Origin of the sequence: Bradyrhizobium barranii subsp. barranii (assembly GCF_017565645.3) — a bacterium.
Taxonomy (GTDB): Bacteria; Pseudomonadota; Alphaproteobacteria; order Rhizobiales; family Xanthobacteraceae; genus Bradyrhizobium; species Bradyrhizobium barranii.
The window spans coordinates 2003280-2019090 of sequence record NZ_CP086136.1; the positions used below are offsets into that span (position 1 = coordinate 2003280).

General features: G+C 65.0%; 12 protein-coding genes. 6 read left to right on the plus strand and 6 right to left on the minus strand.

From position 1 onward, the window contains the following. Positions 1-93: 93 nt before the first annotated feature. A complete protein-coding gene (locus J4G43_RS09845) occupies positions 94-1197 on the minus strand; it encodes an NAD(P)/FAD-dependent oxidoreductase (RefSeq protein WP_208084660.1) in 1104 nt (367 codons plus the stop codon). Positions 1198-1399: 202 nt separating this feature from the next. Between J4G43_RS09845 and J4G43_RS09850 the strand changes: the two genes are divergently transcribed. The 6 genes from J4G43_RS09850 (at position 1400) to J4G43_RS09875 (ending at position 9250) form a co-directional block, all read left to right on the plus strand. Then, a complete protein-coding gene (locus tag J4G43_RS09850; protein WP_208084661.1) occupies positions 1400-4078 on the plus strand; it encodes a sensor domain-containing protein in 2679 nt (892 codons plus the stop codon). Between the two features lie 135 nt (positions 4079-4213). Continuing rightward, entirely contained in the window at positions 4214-5674 is a 1461-nt protein-coding gene (locus J4G43_RS09855) for a glycerol-3-phosphate dehydrogenase (RefSeq protein ID WP_208084662.1), read from the plus strand. Positions 5675-5853: 179 nt separating this feature from the next. After that, positions 5854-7011 carry an ABC transporter ATP-binding protein gene (locus tag J4G43_RS09860; protein WP_208084663.1) on the plus strand — a complete coding sequence of 386 codons (1158 nt, stop codon included), beginning with the start codon at positions 5854-5856 and terminating at the stop codon, positions 7009-7011. Continuing rightward, positions 7008-7922: an ABC transporter permease gene (locus J4G43_RS09865; protein WP_166344395.1), complete on the plus strand. Its 915-nt coding sequence runs from the start codon at positions 7008-7010 to the stop codon at positions 7920-7922. Before J4G43_RS09860 ends, J4G43_RS09865 begins: the two co-directional genes overlap by 4 nt. A gap of 4 nt (positions 7923-7926) precedes the next feature. Further along, positions 7927-8739, plus strand: a complete 813-nt coding sequence (locus tag J4G43_RS09870; protein WP_028151664.1) for an ABC transporter permease — start codon at positions 7927-7929, stop codon at positions 8737-8739. Between the two features lie 13 nt (positions 8740-8752). Then, positions 8753-9250 (plus strand): DUF6622 family protein, encoded by a 498-nt coding sequence (locus J4G43_RS09875; protein ID WP_208084664.1) that lies wholly within the window; start codon positions 8753-8755, stop codon positions 9248-9250. Here the strand turns inward: J4G43_RS09875 and J4G43_RS09880 are convergent, their stop codons facing one another. From J4G43_RS09880 to J4G43_RS09900, 5 genes are all read right to left on the minus strand, one after another. Further along, on the minus strand, positions 9251-10135 hold the full coding sequence (locus J4G43_RS09880; protein ID WP_225004778.1) for a hypothetical protein: 885 nt from the start codon (positions 10133-10135) through the stop codon (positions 9251-9253). Positions 10136-10297: 162 nt separating this feature from the next. Further along, positions 10298-11164, minus strand: coding sequence for a carbohydrate ABC transporter permease (locus J4G43_RS09885; protein WP_166344389.1), 867 nt, complete (start codon positions 11162-11164; stop codon positions 10298-10300). Further along, entirely contained in the window at positions 11161-12033 is an 873-nt protein-coding gene (locus J4G43_RS09890) for a carbohydrate ABC transporter permease (RefSeq protein ID WP_028151661.1), read from the minus strand. Before J4G43_RS09890 ends, J4G43_RS09885 begins: the two co-directional genes overlap by 4 nt. Positions 12034-12130: 97 nt before the next feature. Beyond that, the gene (locus J4G43_RS09895) at positions 12131-13516 is read right to left on the minus strand and encodes an ABC transporter substrate-binding protein (protein WP_071909773.1); all 1386 of its coding nucleotides are present in this window, start codon (positions 13514-13516) and stop codon (positions 12131-12133) included. 208 nt (positions 13517-13724) lie between these two features. Beyond that, complete coding sequence (locus J4G43_RS09900; protein ID WP_166353372.1) at positions 13725-15614, minus strand: AsmA family protein; 1890 nt, start codon at positions 15612-15614, stop codon at positions 13725-13727. Positions 15615-15811 lie beyond the last annotated feature (197 nt).

Consider the following 15811-nt stretch of genomic DNA (forward strand, 5'->3'; position numbering starts at 1 on the left):
GAGAGCTATTGCGCTCATCCCTGCATGAAGGTGCGCAGCGTGCAAAGTTATTTGCGCGGCGCTTGGAGCCTTTCCGCTCCGATTGAAAATCCCCTAGATGCCTGCGAGCTCAGCGACGTGGTCCGCGATCGCGAGCGATGACGTCAGTCCCGGCGATTCGATGCCGAACAGGTTGATCAGGCCTTCGACGCCGTGATCGCGCGGGCCCTGCATCAGAAAATCCTGCGTGGCCACCGCCGGCGGCACGATCTTCGGGCGAATGCCCGAATAGCTCGGCATCAGCGCGCCGTCGGGCAGCGTCGGCCAGTATCTCCGGATCGCCGGATAGAAGCGCTCGGCGCGTGATGGATCGACCTCGTAATTGATCGTCTCGATCCACTCGACGTCGGGGCCGAAGCGTGCCTGCCCGGCCATGTCCAGCGTCAGATGCACGCCGAGCCCGCCTGGCTCGGGCACCGGATAGATCAGGTGCGAGAATGGTGCCCTGGCGTTGCAGCTGAAATAGTTTCCCTTGGCGAGATAGGCCGGCGGAATCCGGTCGATCGGCATGCCGTCGATGTGGCGTGCGACCGTTGTCGCCGAGAGCCCGGCGGCGTTGACGAGCAAGCCGCATTGCAGCGTCATCGGCGCTTCGCCGCCGGCCTCGATCTCGATCACATCGCCGGCTGCCTTGGCGCGGACCAGCGGGGTGTGAAACGCGAAGGCCGCGCCGGCTGCCTCGGCCTCGCCGCGCAGCGAGAGCATGTAGGCGTGGCTGTCGATGATGCCGGTCGATGGCGAGAGCAGCGCGGCGTCGCAGGCGAGCGCCGGCTCCAGCGCGCGCGCGGCCTCGCCGGTGAGCAGCTGCATGTCGAGCACGCCATTGGCCTCGGCATGCGCCTTGATCGATTGCAGCTTCTCGGTCTCCTTGGCGCTGGTCGCGACGATCAGCTTGCCGCAGTTCTTGTGCGGGATGCCGCGCTCGCCGCAGTAGCGGTACAGCTCGTGCTTGCCGCTGACACACATGCGCGCCATCCAGCTGCCGGCGCGGTAATAGATCCCGGCATGGATCACCTCGCTGTTGCGCGAGGAGGTGATGGTGCCGATGGCCTCGGCTTCCTCGAGCACGATCACCTCGCGCCCGGCCTGGGCAAGCTTTCGAGCCACCGCGAGCCCGACCACGCCGGCTCCGATGACGACGCAGTCGACCCTATCCATGGTTGTGCAGTGTATCCATTGAAAGCAACGGTGGCATCAGGCCTGAGAACCACGGCACCGGGCCGTTTTCCATTAAGGAAGCATTTATCATGTCAGGGCAATTGCCGTATTTGGCGTCACATTTTTCTGTTGCGCGTACAGGCGTTTACCCGATCCAAACCCGTGAAGCCAGACAATCCGACGTTGAAAGCGCGGGTGGCTGATGGCTGAGAAGAACTGGCACGTGGGCAGCACGCTTCCGATTGCTGTGCAGGCCGTCGTGTGCCTGGGCAGCGCGGTCGCGCCTGCGCGCGCCTTTGCGCTCTCGGACAGCTTCGCGCCGCCAGGCAAGCTCGATCCCAATTTGGTCTGGGAAGCGCTGATCGGCGGCATCGTCGTCTGTGCGTTCCTGGCCGCCATCGCGCTGTGGATCCATTCCTCGCTGCGCCGCACCAAGCGCTTGCAGCTGCGGCGCAACGCCTTCGTCTCCTCCGCCATGAACAATCTCAACCAGGGCGTGGTGATGACGGATGCGCAACGACGCATCATGTTCTGCAACGACCGCTATCTCGAGATCTACGGCCTGGCGCGCTCGGATCTGTGGACCGGGATGACCGGCTACGACATCCTCGAACTCAGGCGCAAGCGCGACGTCCTCGGCGGTGTCTCCGACGATGAGTTCTACGAGAAGGCGGCGAGCCCCAACGGCCTCATCACCGAACTGCCCGATGGCCGCGCCATCCTCGTGAAATATTTCGTGTTGCCGAACGGCGGCTCGGTCGCGACGCATCTGGACGTCAGCGATCAGCGCAAGCTGTCACGGCAACTCGCCTCCACCAAGCAATTCCTGGAAACCGTGCTGGACCACGTGCCGGCCTGCGTCGCCGCGAAGAACATCGAGGACGGGCGTTACATCTTCGCGAACAGCGCCTATGAACGGTTCTGGGGGTTCTCGCGCGACCACGCCGTCGGCAAGAATGCGCGGGAGCTGTTCGCGCCCATCTCGGCGGCCAGCATCGAGGCGGCCGACAAGGCGGCACTGAATTCGCCGGACGGCCAGTTCCGCAATGAATTCGAGGTCGACCGCGCCGGTGAACGGCGCATGGTTGCCTCGATCCGGATCGTGGTCCGCGACGAGAGCAACAAGCCCGAATTCCTGATGCTCGTGTTCGAGGATATCACCGACCGCCGCTCGCTGTCGCAGGAGCTGGAGAGCACGAAGAAGTTCCTGGAGCTTGTGGTCGACAACATTCCGGTGGCGCTGATCGTGGAGCAGGTCAAGGACGGCCGCTACCTGCTCGCCAATCGCAGCGCGGAGACGATCCTCAACCGGCGGCGCGAAGAGGCCACGGGCCTGACCGCCTCCGACATCTTCAATCCCAAGGAAGCCAAGCTGATCATCGCGCGCGACGAGGCCGCGATCAAGAAGCGCGGGATGATCACCGAGGAGCACCCGATCTCCACCAAGGACGGCCTGCGGCTGTTCCTGACCCGGCGGGCGACCGTGCTCAGCGATGCCGGCGAGCCGCAATATCTGATCAAGACCCACGAAGACGTCACCGATCGCCGGCAGACCGAGTCGCGCATGGCGCACATGGCCTATCACGACGGCCTGACCGATCTGCCGAACCGCGCCGCCTTCCTCCAGGCGCTGACCCAGATGATCGAGGCCTGCGAAGGCACCAGCGAGGAGTTCGCTGTGCTCTGCCTCGACCTCGACGGCCTCAAGGAGGTCAACGACGTCTTCGGTCATGCGCTCGGCGACAAGCTGTTGATCGAGGTGGCCCAGCGGCTTCAGGATTCCGCGCGCGGCGGCGTGGTGGCGCGCCTGTCCGGGGACGAGTTCGGCCTGATCATCGACGGCAAGCAGCCGGAGGCGGGCCTTGCGCTGGCGCAGCAGCTCGGCGAGGCCGTCGCCCAGGAATTTCAGATCGACGGCCGGGCGGTTCGCGCCGGCGTCACCACCGGCATGTCGATCTTTCCGCATAATGGTGCCGACGGCGCATCGCTGCTGGCCAATGCCGGCGCGGCGCTGTTCCGCGCCAAGCAGAAGTCGCGCGGCACGATCGGCCTTTACCAGCCGGAGATGGACCAGCAGATCCGCGACCGCCGCGTGCTGCACCAGGACCTGTCGAAAGCGATCAAGAACGGCGAATTGTCGCTCGCGTTCCAGCCGCAGGGCATCGCGCGCCACAGCGTCGCCGAGAGCGAGATCATCGGCTTCGAAGCGCTGGCGCGCTGGCAGCATCCGGTGCGCGGCCAGGTCTCGCCGGCCGAGTTCATCCCGATCGCGGAGGAGAGCGGCCTGATCGTCGAGATGGGCGAGTGGATTCTGCGCGAGGCCTGCCGCGAGGCGGCGTCCTGGCCGAAGCCGCTCCAGGTCGCGGTCAATTTGTCGCCGGCGCAGTTCATGCACGGCGACGTGGTCGGGCTGGTCCATTCAATCCTGATCGAGACGGGCCTCGCACCCGGCCGGCTCGAGCTGGAAATCACCGAGGGCGTGCTGATCGAGGACTTTGATCGGGGTCTTGCATTGCTGCGCCGGCTGAAGGCGCTCGGCGTGCGCATCTCCATGGATGATTTCGGCAGCGGTTACTCTTCGCTGAGCTATCTCCAGGCGTTCCCGTTCGACAAGATCAAGATCGACCGCGCCTTCATCATGAATCTCGGCCGCAACCCGCAATCGGCGGCTATCGTCCGCGCCGTGATCGATCTCGGCCACGGCCTCGAAATGTCGATCATCGCCGAGGGCGTCGAGACCCTCGATCAGCTCGTCTTTCTTGCCAAGGAGGGCTGCGACGGCGTGCAGGGCTACCTGCTCGGCAAGCCGCTGCCGATCGGCAAATATGCCGGCCTCGTCGGCCGCGCCGAGACCATGGAGCTTGCGCTCAAGACCGGCTAGAGCGTTATCGAGCCAAGCGGATACCGGTTCGCGCAAAGAAAACGCGTCAAAACAAGAATCCAGCGCCCGTTCCGATTTCATCGGAATGGAAATGGCTCTAGTGATGGCGGGCGCTAGCTCCCATTCGACGGCTTCATGGCGGATTACGACCTTGCGATCATCGGCGGCGGCCTGAACGGTGTCAGCCTCGCCCGCGATGCGGCCGGCCGCGGCCTGCGGGTCATTCTGCTGGAGCAGGGCGATCTCGGCGGCGCGGCGTCATCCGCGACGCCGCGGCTGATCCATGGCGATCTGTCGGTGCTGGAACGCCGCGGTTTTTGGCGGGTGCGCCGGGCTTTGGCCGAGCGCCGGACCTGGCTTGCCATCGCGCCGCATCTGGTCCGGCCGATGCGTTTCGTGATCCCGGCCCATTCCGAGGAGCGTCCACCCTGGCTGCTGCGCGCCGGCTTGTACCTCTATGACAGCCTCACCGGTCGGAGCGGCCTGCCTGCCGCGACCACCCTCGACATCACGCATCATCCGGTCGGCAACGCGCTGAAGCGCCCGTTCGGCACGGCTTTCGAATATTCGGACTGTGTCGTCGATGATTCCCGCCTGGTGGTGCTGACGGCGCTGGATGCCGCCGAACGTGGCGCTGCGATCCGGACCGGGGCTCGCTGTGTCCGCGCCGATCGAACCGATACATGGCGCCTCGCGGTGGTCGATCGTGGCCATCGCCGCGTGATCACGGCCCGGGCGCTGGCCAATGCCACCGGCGGCTGGACGTCGATCGTCGCAGAGACCGTGCTGCGCCAGCCGCAGCCTGCCATGGCGGCCATGCAGATGAGCCAGATCATCGTGCCGCGGCTGTTCGAGTCCGATAACGTCTACGTCTTCCAGAACAGCGATGGGCGGCTGATCTTCGCGAGCCCCTTTGAGCGCGATTTCACGTTGATCGGCACGGTCACTCGTGATTTCACCGGTGATCCCGCGATCGTGGCGATGCCTGGGGCCGACGTCAGCTATCTCTGCGAGGCGGCCAGCCGCTATTTCCGCGAGCGCGTCGCGCCCACCGACGTGGTGCGCGTGGTCTCCGGCGTCAACCTGACGCTGGCGTCCGTGCGGCGGCGCGACGGGACGACGCTGTTCCACGCGCGCCGGCGCAAGGCGCCGCTGATCACGATGTTCGGCGGCGACGTCACCACCTCGCGCCTGCGCGCCGAGCGGGCCGTGACGAAGCTGACGCCGTTCTATCCGATGTCGCCGCCCTGGACCGCCAGCGCAGCGTTGCCCGGCGGAGACTTTGCCTGGGACCGTTTCGACACCGAAGTCGACCTCGCCCGCGACCGCTGGCGCTTCCTGTCGGAGCCGCAGGCCCAGCGTCTGGTCGCGGCCTACGGCTCACGCTTGCCGGCCGTGCTCGGCGAGGCGAAGACCCGCGACGAGCTCGGCCCCGCCTTCGGCCCCGAGCTGACCGGCGCCGAAGTGCGCTATCTGATGACCCGCGAATGGGCGCGTTTTCCCGAGGATATTCTGTGGCGCCGTTCCAAGCTCGGCCTGACGATGCCCGCGGCGGATCGCGACGCGCTGGCCATGTTCATGGCGAATGTGAGCTAGTGGCGTAGCCCGGATGGAGCGAAGCGCAATCCGGGAAAGTCTCACCACCGATGGACCGTCCCGGATTACGCTTGCGCTCCATCCGGGCTACGGGACTGCAGTGGAAGTTACCCCCCGAACCGGTTGAGCTGGGGACGATCGGCCGCTAGCGTGCGGCGGAATCGGGGTTGGCAGGGACCATGACGGACGAATTGCCCAAGATAGACGCCGGCGCGGATGCGCTTCCCGCGGCGGGGCAGCCGCTGCTGCGCATCGAGGGCGTCGCCAAGACGTTCGGGACGTTCCGGGCCGTGGACGGCGTGTCGCTCGACATCAAGGCCGGCGAGTTCTTTGCGCTGCTCGGGCCCAGCGGCTGCGGCAAGACCACGCTGCTGCGCATGCTCGCCGGGTTCGAGGCCCCGGACGAGGGACGCATCCTGCTCGGCGGCCGGGACATCGCGCAGGCGCTGCCGCATGAACGCCCGATCAACATGATGTTCCAGAACTACGCGCTGTTTCCGCATCTCTCCGTGCGTGACAACATCGCCTTCGGCCTGAAGCGGGCCGGCATGGCGCGTGCCGACATCGCCACGCGCGCGGCGGAAATGATTGCGCTGGTGAAGCTCGAGGGGCTGGAGAAACGCAGGCCCGACCAGCTCTCCGGCGGTCAGCGTCAGCGCGTGGCGCTGGCGCGTGCATTGGCGCGCCGGCCGCAGCTTCTGCTGCTCGACGAGCCGCTGGCCGCGCTGGACAAGAAGCTGCGCGAGAGCACGCAGGGCGAGCTGATGGAGCTGCAGCGCCGGCTCGGCATGACCTTCATCATCGTCACCCACGATCAGGAGGAAGCCATGACCATGGCGAGCCGGATCGGCGTGATGAAGGCCGGGAGGCTCGCCCAGGTCGCGAGCCCCCGTGAACTCTACGAAGCGCCGCGCTCGCGCTGGATCGCGGAGTTCGTCGGCGACATCAATCTGTTCGACGGCGAGTCCAAATTGCGCGACGGCCATCGTCTGATCATTGGCACGCGTGATGCGGGTGCGCTGGTGGTGGCCGAGCCGCGCGAAGGCGTCGGCGCGGGAAAATTGTCGGTCGCGATCCGCCCCGAGAAGGTCAAGCTGTCGCGTCGCGGCCCGGTGAGCGAGGCCGGTCGTGAGACGGCGATCAACAGCCTGGACGGCGTGGTCGCCGACATCTGTTATCTCGGCGGCACCACTACCTACAAGGTGAAGCTCGATGCCGGCGGAATCGTGCAGGCGTCGGTCCCCAACAGCGCGCGCCTCGACGTCGACGCCTACAGCCTGAACCAGCGTGTCGTCGCCTGGTTCACGCCCGACGACTGCATGGTGCTGCAATCATGAGCTCGCGCCGCATCTTCGCAAGACCGGCGCGCTTTGCCGCGATCGCGCCCTATGTCTGGATGCTGCTGTTCTTCCTGGTGCCGTTCGGCTTCGTGCTCAAGATCAGCCTGTCGCAGACAGCGATCGCACAGCCGCCTTACGAGCCGGTGTTCGACCTGATGGCGGGATGGGAGGCGCTCAAGGCAGCGTTCGCCGCGCTGTCGATCGACAATTTCAAGCTGCTCGCCTCAGACGACATCTACGTGTTCGCCTATGTGCGCAGCCTCACCGTCGCCGTCACCGCGACTGCGCTATTGCTCGTGATCGGCTATCCCATCGCCTATGGCATGGCGCGGTTGCCGAAGCGCTGGCAGGCGGTGGCGATGGTGCTGGTGATCGTGCCGTTCTGGACCTCGTTCCTGATCCGCATCTACGCGTGGATCAACATCCTCCAGCATGACGGCCTGCTGAACCAGATCCTGCTCGCGCTGCACCTGGTCAGCCAGCCGGTGGTGTGGCTCTCGACCGACACCGCGATGTATATCGGCATCGTCTATTCCTATCTGCCATTCATGATTCTGCCGCTCTACGCCACGCTCGCGAAAATGGAGCCGGTGCTGGAGGAGGCGGCCTCTGATCTCGGCGCGCCGCCCTGGCAGGTGTTCTGGCTCGTCACCTTCCCGCTGTCGCTGCCCGGCGTCGGCGCGGGCGTGCTGCTGTGCTTCATCCCCATCGTGGGCGAGTTCGTGATCCCGGACCTTCTGGCCGGCTCCAATTCGCTGATGATCGGCCAGACCCTGTGGCTCGAATTCTTCACCAACAAGGACTGGCCGGTGGCCTCCGCGGCGGCGATCGTGCTGCTGGTGGTGCTGCTGGTGCCGCTGCTGCTGTACGAACGCCTGCAGAAGCGGCAGCTGGAACAGGGGCGCTGAAGCGATGCGCAAGGTCTCCCGCCTGTCCCGCTTCAACATCGCCTCGCTCGCATTGGGCCTGGCATTCCTCTATCTGCCGATCCTCATCCTCGTCATCTACTCCTTCAATGCCTCGCGGCTGGTGACAGTGTGGGGCGGCTGGTCGCTCCGCTGGTACCACGAGTTCTTCAATGACCGCGCCATGATCGAGGCGGCCTGGATGAGCCTGCGGGTCGCGGTCTCCTCAGCGACCATCGCCACGCTGCTCGGCACGCTCGCAGCCGTTGCGCTGTCGCGCGGCGAGCGGTTTCGCGGGCGCACGCTGTTCTCGGGCATGCTCTACGCGCCGCTGGTGATGCCGGAGGTGATCACCGGATTGTCGCTACTGCTGCTGTTCGTCGCGCTCAACGCCGAGCGCGGCTTCTGGACGGTGACGATCGCCCACACCACGCTGACGATGTGCTTCGTCGCGGTGGTCGTGCAGTCCCGCCTCGGCTCGCTTGACCGTTCGCTGGAGGAGGCGGCGATGGACCTCGGCTGCAACCCGGTTCGCGCGTTCGTCGCCGTGACGCTGCCGCTGATCGCGCCCGCGATCGTGGCGGGCTGGATGCTGGCCTTCACGCTGTCGCTCGACGATCTCGTGATCGCGAGTTTCACCACCGGCCCCGGCTCGGCGACGCTGCCGATCCGGATCTATTCCGAGGTGCGGCTCGGCGTGAAGCCCGAGATCAACGCGATCTGCACGCTGGTGATCGCCCTGATCGCGGTGGTCATCGTCATCGCCTCGCTTGCCTCGAAACTCTCGAGCTCGCAGGGCGAGAGCGCGGCGCCGCTGTAGGCGAGGAGCAATCATGACATTCGCCTACCAGATACTGATCCATACGCCGGTCTGGGTCTGGATGCTGCTCGCCTATCTGGTGTGGCAGGGCGTTCAGGCGATGCAGCCGCGCACGACGCCGATCTGGCGCGCGTTGATCGTGCCGGTCGTATTCATCGTCTGGGGGATTTCGCGGCTCGGCTTCGGCCACCAAGACAGCGTTTGGCCGCTGGTCGCATGGATCGCAGCCGCGCTGGTGCTGCTGCCTCTTGGCATGCTGACGCCGCGCCCGTTCGACGTCGATCACACGACCGGGCAGATCATCCGTCCGGGCAGTCCATTTGGTCTGGTCCGCAACCTGATTGTCTTCGCCTCGCAATATGCGGTCGGCGTGATCTCGGCGATCGATGCGGGCGATCGCGCGCTGGCGATCGTCGCCGGCCGCGCCATCTCGGGCGCGACCGCCGGCTACTTCATCGGCTCGACGATCGCCCTGCTGGTCGCGTATCGACGCAAGAGCGCGGAGAGATGATCAGCGTGACCGGGTTGCGCGTTTCGCGGCCTTGGTGCCTATAGAACGCGACCGCGTCGCGGAGGCCGCGATGGGCCCCGCATATCGCGCGCGCACCGCGCCCTGCATCGCGGATCCGAGCTGCCGCAGCGCGAGGCTGTCGAGCGGAAACTCGAGCAGGATGTGAATCAGGCTCAGCGCCAGCAGGAAGGTGAAGCCGAAAGCGTAGTCGTAGAAGTAGAGCGCGGTGGAGGCGGCGCTTGCGGCGGCCATCGCCGCCAGCCGCGCCTTGGGCACCTCAGTCCAGCGGATGATGTCGGCTTTGATGAACCAGTTGAGGTAGTGGTAGGTGTAGACGAAGGCGAGCAGGCTCGTCAGCCGGGTGTCGAGGACGAGGCCGGGGACTCCGAACAGCCGGCCCAGCGCCGGACCGACATTGCCGAAATAGTCCTGTCCGACCCGGGCAAAGCTCGGGATCCGGATTTCGGCCGTTGGCGGCAGCAACAGGATCGTGGCGACCGCGAGCAGATAGACGACCACCAGCGCAGCCTGCACGCGGCTGCCCGACCGGTGCGCGCCGAGCACCATGAAGATCAGCGTGAACAGCGAGACGTGGATCAGGGTCGGAATCAGGATACCGATGACCGCAAGCGACGATCCGCTCGAATACATGATCGCGGACAGGGCGATCGCCACCATGAACAGCAGCATGCTCTCGATCGCGGAGGTGGTGGCTGCCAGCATGGCGCAGACGACCAGCGCGCCCCACATCGCAAGGCCGAACCACGAGGCGTTGTCGATCAGCACCGCGACCACGGCGACGATCGCGAGCACCGCCGCGATCCCGCGGTGGGGCAGATAATAGCTGCGATCGTGCATCTGCGAGGTTAGAGCAGGCGTGGACAACCCGCAATTGTCCGCGTTGTCGCTCGAACGTCCTGCTTGTGGCGACGCGATGCGTCCCGAAGCGTTTCCGAGCGAAGTGGATACCGGTTCGCGTAAGGAAAACGCGTCAAAGCAGGAATCGAAAGCCCCGTTCCGATTCCATCGGAACGAGGCTCTCGATTGTCAGGACTTCACCGCGCCCGCCGTGAGCCCGCCCACCATGTAGCGGCGGAAGGCGTAGTAGACCGCGGCCGGCGGCAGCGCGTAAATGAAGCCGGTGGTCATCAACAGCTCCCAGGGCGAATCGTCGGCAGCGAGGAAGTTGCCGAGCGCGACGGGGAGGGTGATCTCGCGGTCGTTGGACAGCAGCAGGAACGCGTAGAGATATTCGTTCCAGGCGAGCAGCACCGCATAGGTGCCGATCGCGACCAGCGAGGGCATCATCAGCGGCAGGTAGACCAGGCGGAAGATCTGGAGCGTCGTGGCGCCGTCCATCACCGCGGCCTCGTCCAGCTCGACAGGCAGCTTGTCGGAGGCCTGCTTGAGCACCCAGATCGCGTAGGGGCTGGCGATCGTCACCATGGCCAGGATCAGCGACCAGTGATTGTTGAGCAGGCCGTAATTGCCCATGGTGCGGTACATCGGCACGGCGAGGAACGCCGCGGGGATGAAATAGGTGAAGAGCGCGAGGTTCAACACGGTGCGGCCGCCCGGCACCTTCAATCGCGAGATCGCGAACGCCGCGGCGGTGGCGATGAACAGCGTCAGCACGCCGACGGAGACTGCGATCACCGTCGAGTTCCAGAACTGGATGTAGAAGTCGCGCAGGAAGTAGTGCTGCTGCTTGAACACGATCTCGAAGTTGTGGAGCGTCGGGTGATCCGGCCACAGCTTGCCCGAGAACGCGTCCTCCTTCGGGGAGATAGCGAACAGGAACATGTGGTAGATCGGAATCATCGTCCACAGGAAGACGGGAATACCGATCAGCAGCAGCCGCGCTTCGACCGCGACGTCGCGCCAGGAAAATTCGCTTACGCCGGGAAGCTTCATCGCGACAACCGTTTCATCATAAAGTACACGAGCGGCAGGACGAACGGCATCGCGCAGACGATGGAGGCCATCGCCAGCGAGAGCTGGTCGAGCCGGAGATAGCGGATACCGAGCGTCGCCAGCACGTGCGTGAGGTCAGCCGGGCCACCGCCGGTGAGCAGATAGACGCTGTTGAAATCGCCGAGCGTCCAGATCATCGAGAGCAGCGTGCAGGTGATGTAGAGCGTCTGCATCGACGGCCAGGTGATGTAGCGGAATTTCTGCCACCAGCTCGCGCCATCGACCTCGGCGGCCTCGAACAGATCGTGCGCGATCGCAAGGCGTCCGGTGATCAGGATCAGCGTCCAGAACGGCAGTGATTTCCAGATGTGCACACCGATGGCCATGCTCAGCGCCACGGCGGGGTCGTTCAGCCAGTTCGGGCCGTCATCGCCGGTGAGGGAGAAGATGAGGTGGTTGACCACGCCCCATTCGGGATTGAACATGAAGCGCACCGACAGGATGGTCGGGATCGACGGCACCGCCCAGGGCAGGATGAAGATCACCGAGAGCCATTTGATCCAGGTGCGCTGCTGCGCGAAGAAGCCGGACAGGAACAACGCGATCAGCATCTTGATATTGATGCCGATGACCAGGAAGATCAGCGTGTTGACCGCGGCGCGCGCGAAGATCGGATCGTGAAACAGCGCGACATAATTCGACGGGGCCCGCGCCAGCCACAGCCCGTAGCAGACGGGATAGACGACGAAGGCGAGGAAGACGAGCAGATAGGGCGCGAGCAGCACGATGCCCCAGACCTGCGCCGGGGTCAGCCGCGACGACAAGGGCGGAGCGGGCATCGACTGATCGCCAGAGAGCGTAATCGCCATTCTTCAGGACTCTTTGAAAGGACTTCAGGCCGCACGAGGCGGCCGGTATTAGCGTTTCGCCTCTCCCCGCGCCAGCGGGGAGAGGAAGAAAGAAGATTTAGCCTGCAACCTGCTTGATGCGGACGATCAGCTCGTCGACGGCCTTGTCGACCGGGACCTTTTCGCTGACGACCCGGTTCATCGCCTTGGCCCAGACGTTCTCGTTGTTGAGGATCGTGAACTTCCAGTTCTTGGTGAAGTCGAACGCGGCGGTGCCGCCGGTGAACTGGGCGTAGACCGCCTTGCGGTGCTTGTCGGCCTGCCAGAACGGGCTGGCCTGGCTTTCCTTCGTCACCGGGAACCAGCGGCCGAGCGCGCCCTCGATATAGGGACGAACATTCTCTTCCTGGAGCAGGAAGCTGATGAACTGCTTGGCCTCGGCCTTGTTCTTGGCCGCGGTGAACACCAGCCCGGTCTTGACGTCGGAGCGGTAGCGGATGGTCGAACCGTCGGGCGCCTTCGGGAAGGACGCCGTGACGATGTCCTGCTCATAGGCCTTCTTGCCGGCGTCGCGTTGCTCCTGCGTGAGCGCCTGGTTCTGCGAGTCCTCGAACCACTTCGCCGCGATCGAGATCGTGAAGTTGTGGGTCATCACGATGGTCTTGTTGTGGAAGGCGACGTTGTTGTCGGGGTCCTTCCAGGTTGTGGAGGAGGGCGGCGTGCAGCCCTTGATATAGGTGTCGGTGTAATCCTTCAGCGCGCTGATCAGATTCTCACGCACCTTGGGATCGTCGACCAGGAGCTTGCCGTCGTCGTCGACCAGCTTGACGTGATAGGCGTCCATGAAGGTGTAGAACGACTGGAAGGCGTCGGTGGATTCAACGCCCATCGGCTGGCCGACGCCGTAGATGCGCTGGCCGGTGGCTTTACGGATACCCGGCTGCACCTTGTCGCACCAGAACGTCCAGTAGCCCGCCCAGTCGGTCGGGATGTCGGCGAGCTTGAAGCCGGCCTTCTCCAGCATGTCGTTCCAGATCTCGACATGCATGCTCTGCTGCTTCAGCGGGAAGCCGTAATAGGCCTTCTTCTTGGTGACGTCGTTATAGAGGATCGACGCGTCCAGCGTGTTCTGCACGAACCGGCCCTTGATCGGCTCCATGACGTCCGTGAGGTCCTCGAGCTTGCCCTCATAGGCCCACTTGCCCTGCGCCTGCACGTCGTAGGAATCGGAATAGGCGACATCGGGCACAGTGCCGGCATCGAGCGCGGCCACCGTCTTCGGAATCATGTCCTGGATCGCGTACTGCGACAATTCGACCTTGATGCCGGTCTTGGCTTCGAACTTCTTGATCGTCTCGATCAGTGCGTCGTCTTCGGACCGATAGAAGCCCTTGCCCCACCAGACCGTGATCGTCTTCTGCTGCGCAAAGGCGGGTGCAGTGGCCGCAAAAAGCCCAACCGCAGCGACCGCCAATGAAACTGCGCCAATAACCTTGGATCTCACGTTTTTCTCCCTCAAACGGCCGGTGTTTTTAACCGGTCGTATAAAACACTAGCGCATGGCCGTCAGCCGATCTAGCGGCATCTTGTCAGACCTAGGTCGTGGGGTGTCGGGCCAGCGGAGATGCTTAATCCGCGCATCGATCCAATCGCCGCATCAATTCGGCCGGATCAATTCGCGATGGTCCGGCAGCGCCGGACGATCGCCGTCCTCAGTTGGACTTCGCGTTTTCCTTGGCGTTCTCGGCCGTCGGCGAATCTGGCGGCGCAGGGTGCTTCTCGCCGGTGATGCGCCGCTTCAGGAGGTCTAGGAAGGGGGACGCCGCAGGTGACTGGCGGATCAGGCTTTCGGGGTCGGGGAAGATCAGCGGATCGTCCCAGGGACCCTGCACCATGAAGGGCAATTGAAAGCCGGACGTCGTGTTGAGGCTCGCCACGCCCTTCATGTCGTATTCGCGCGTCGGCACCGAGGCAGTGCCCGTCAGCGTGATCTTCGCAGCCGGCCCCTCGATGCGGATGTCCTCGGCAGTGGCGATCCCATCGGAGAACTTCACCGCGACGGTGAGGGTGTCATAAGGGGTCGAGCCGTTGCGGAAATTGCCGCCACCCGACAGCGGCCGCCGCTCCAGCCGCTTCAGGAGCTGCTCGGCGTTGAAGCCCGAGATCGCACCGTCGTGCCCGGTCACGGTGGCAGTGCCGTCGAGCGACTGCACGAGGCCGAACGGGCTGGAGCCGGAGGCCAGCAGCGAGACGTTGATGTTGCCGCGGCCGGACAGCTTGTTGAGGCCGAACAATTCGGAGGCGCAGGCCTGAAGATCGACATCGGTGAACTGGAATTGCGCCTTGACGTCGGCGACGGTGTCGGAGCGCGCGATCCCGAACGAGCCCTTGGCGATGCCGCCATAGACCTGGGCTTCGCCGACCGAGAGCGCCAGCGTGCCGTTGCGCAGATTGGCGCCGATCGCGGTGCGGCCGAGTTTCGACGTCCCGACTGTCAGCCTTGCTGCCGACAGGCGCATGTCGAGGTCGGTGGTCGAAAGCCCGTTGAGATCGAACAGCTGCCTGTTCCAGTCGCGGGCGCCGCTGGCGAGCAGGCGGAAGGTCGAGATATAAGGTGTGAAGTCGAGCGCGTCGGCGGCAAGCGTCGCTTGCAGCGTCTGCCGGCCGTTATTGGCGTAGGTCATCACGCCCTCGGCAGTGTTGCCGTCGAGCTCGACATTGACGTTGGTGAGCGCGATCGAGGCGCCGACGACATTGGCGCGCGCCTTCAGCGCGAAGCGGCCGAAGCCGCCGCTGCCGGGCTGCGGCTGACCGGTCCAGCGCAGCGCGTTGCGCAAGGACGGGCTGTCGATGGTGAGCGTGCCTTCCATCATCGGGCTGGTGCGGTTGGCGACGCTGCCGTCGAAGGCAAGCTTGAGCGGGGCGCTGGCGATCCGCGCCTTCAGCCCGGAGCGGTCGCCGGAGAGGGCGGCGACGAAATCGGCGAAGCTGATCGAGCCGTCGACGCGCTCGCCGCGCCAGTCGAATTGTCCGGTCGCGGCGAAGGACCGCGAGATCGAGGGCCAGGCCAGCGACAGGTCGATGTCCTCGAACTTCTCGGCGGCGTGGGTGGTGGCGTCCTCGTAATTGAGCACACCGTCCTGGATCCTGATCTCGGAGAACGACACCTGGTTCTCGGCGCCCGGCTTCATGGTGCGCGCAATGGTCTGGATGAAGGGCGTCCAGTTGCTTTCGCCATCCTGCTTCAGGCTGACATGGATGCGCGGCCGCAGCAGGGTCAGGTCGGCGATCTCGAACCGCTGCAGCAGCAGCGGCAGCAGCCGGAGATTGGCGGTGAGCACGTCGACATGGAGCGCGGGATCGCTGGTGCCGCCGCCCTTCAGGCCGACGTCATGGAAGGAAATGTAGCTCGCCGGCAGCAGCGAAATGTCGATGCTGCCTGCCACGCTGAGCTCGAGCCCGGTGACGTCGCGGATCTGCGTTTCCACCGCCTTGCGCAGCGCGTCGCGGTTGATGAGCCAGGAGGTCGCGATCAGGGCGATCAGCGCGAGGCCGAGCAGCGCCGCGATCGGCGTCCCGAGGCGCTTCATTCCTTGGGCCATGGTCAATGGCATGTCCTGATCGGGTTGGTCGCGGGAGCCAGAAGGGCGGACCGGAAACCTGCGTGCCCACGCCCAACCCCCGCAACTTGATGGGTTTTCTTGTCGCTTTCAAGGCCGCGGACGGGTCTGCCCACGGCGTGGGCAGCTTCTATCACCGGAGGACGGAACGGAGAACCCCGTATCATTGACGGCTTTGG

What these genes read in the sequence shown, in the direction of transcription:
- J4G43_RS09875 (WP_208084664.1), top strand. Translation starts at nt 8,753, where the DNA reads ATGACATTCGCCTACCAGATACTGATCCATACGCCGGTCTGGGTCTGG.
- J4G43_RS09865 (WP_166344395.1), top strand. Translation starts at nt 7,008, where the DNA reads ATGAGCTCGCGCCGCATCTTCGCAAGACCGGCGCGCTTTGCCGCGATC.
- J4G43_RS09850 (WP_208084661.1), top strand. Translation starts at nt 1,400, where the DNA reads ATGGCTGAGAAGAACTGGCACGTGGGCAGCACGCTTCCGATTGCTGTG.
- J4G43_RS09900 (WP_166353372.1), bottom strand. Translation starts at nt 15,614, where the DNA reads ATGGCCCAAGGAATGAAGCGCCTCGGGACGCCGATCGCGGCGCTGCTC.
- J4G43_RS09860 (WP_208084663.1), top strand. Translation starts at nt 5,854, where the DNA reads ATGACGGACGAATTGCCCAAGATAGACGCCGGCGCGGATGCGCTTCCC.
- J4G43_RS09890 (WP_028151661.1), bottom strand. Translation starts at nt 12,033, where the DNA reads ATGGCGATTACGCTCTCTGGCGATCAGTCGATGCCCGCTCCGCCCTTG.
- J4G43_RS09870 (WP_028151664.1), top strand. Translation starts at nt 7,927, where the DNA reads ATGCGCAAGGTCTCCCGCCTGTCCCGCTTCAACATCGCCTCGCTCGCA.
- J4G43_RS09855 (WP_208084662.1), top strand. Translation starts at nt 4,214, where the DNA reads ATGGCGGATTACGACCTTGCGATCATCGGCGGCGGCCTGAACGGTGTC.
- J4G43_RS09845 (WP_208084660.1), bottom strand. Translation starts at nt 1,197, where the DNA reads ATGGATAGGGTCGACTGCGTCGTCATCGGAGCCGGCGTGGTCGGGCTC.
- J4G43_RS09885 (WP_166344389.1), bottom strand. Translation starts at nt 11,164, where the DNA reads ATGAAGCTTCCCGGCGTAAGCGAATTTTCCTGGCGCGACGTCGCGGTC.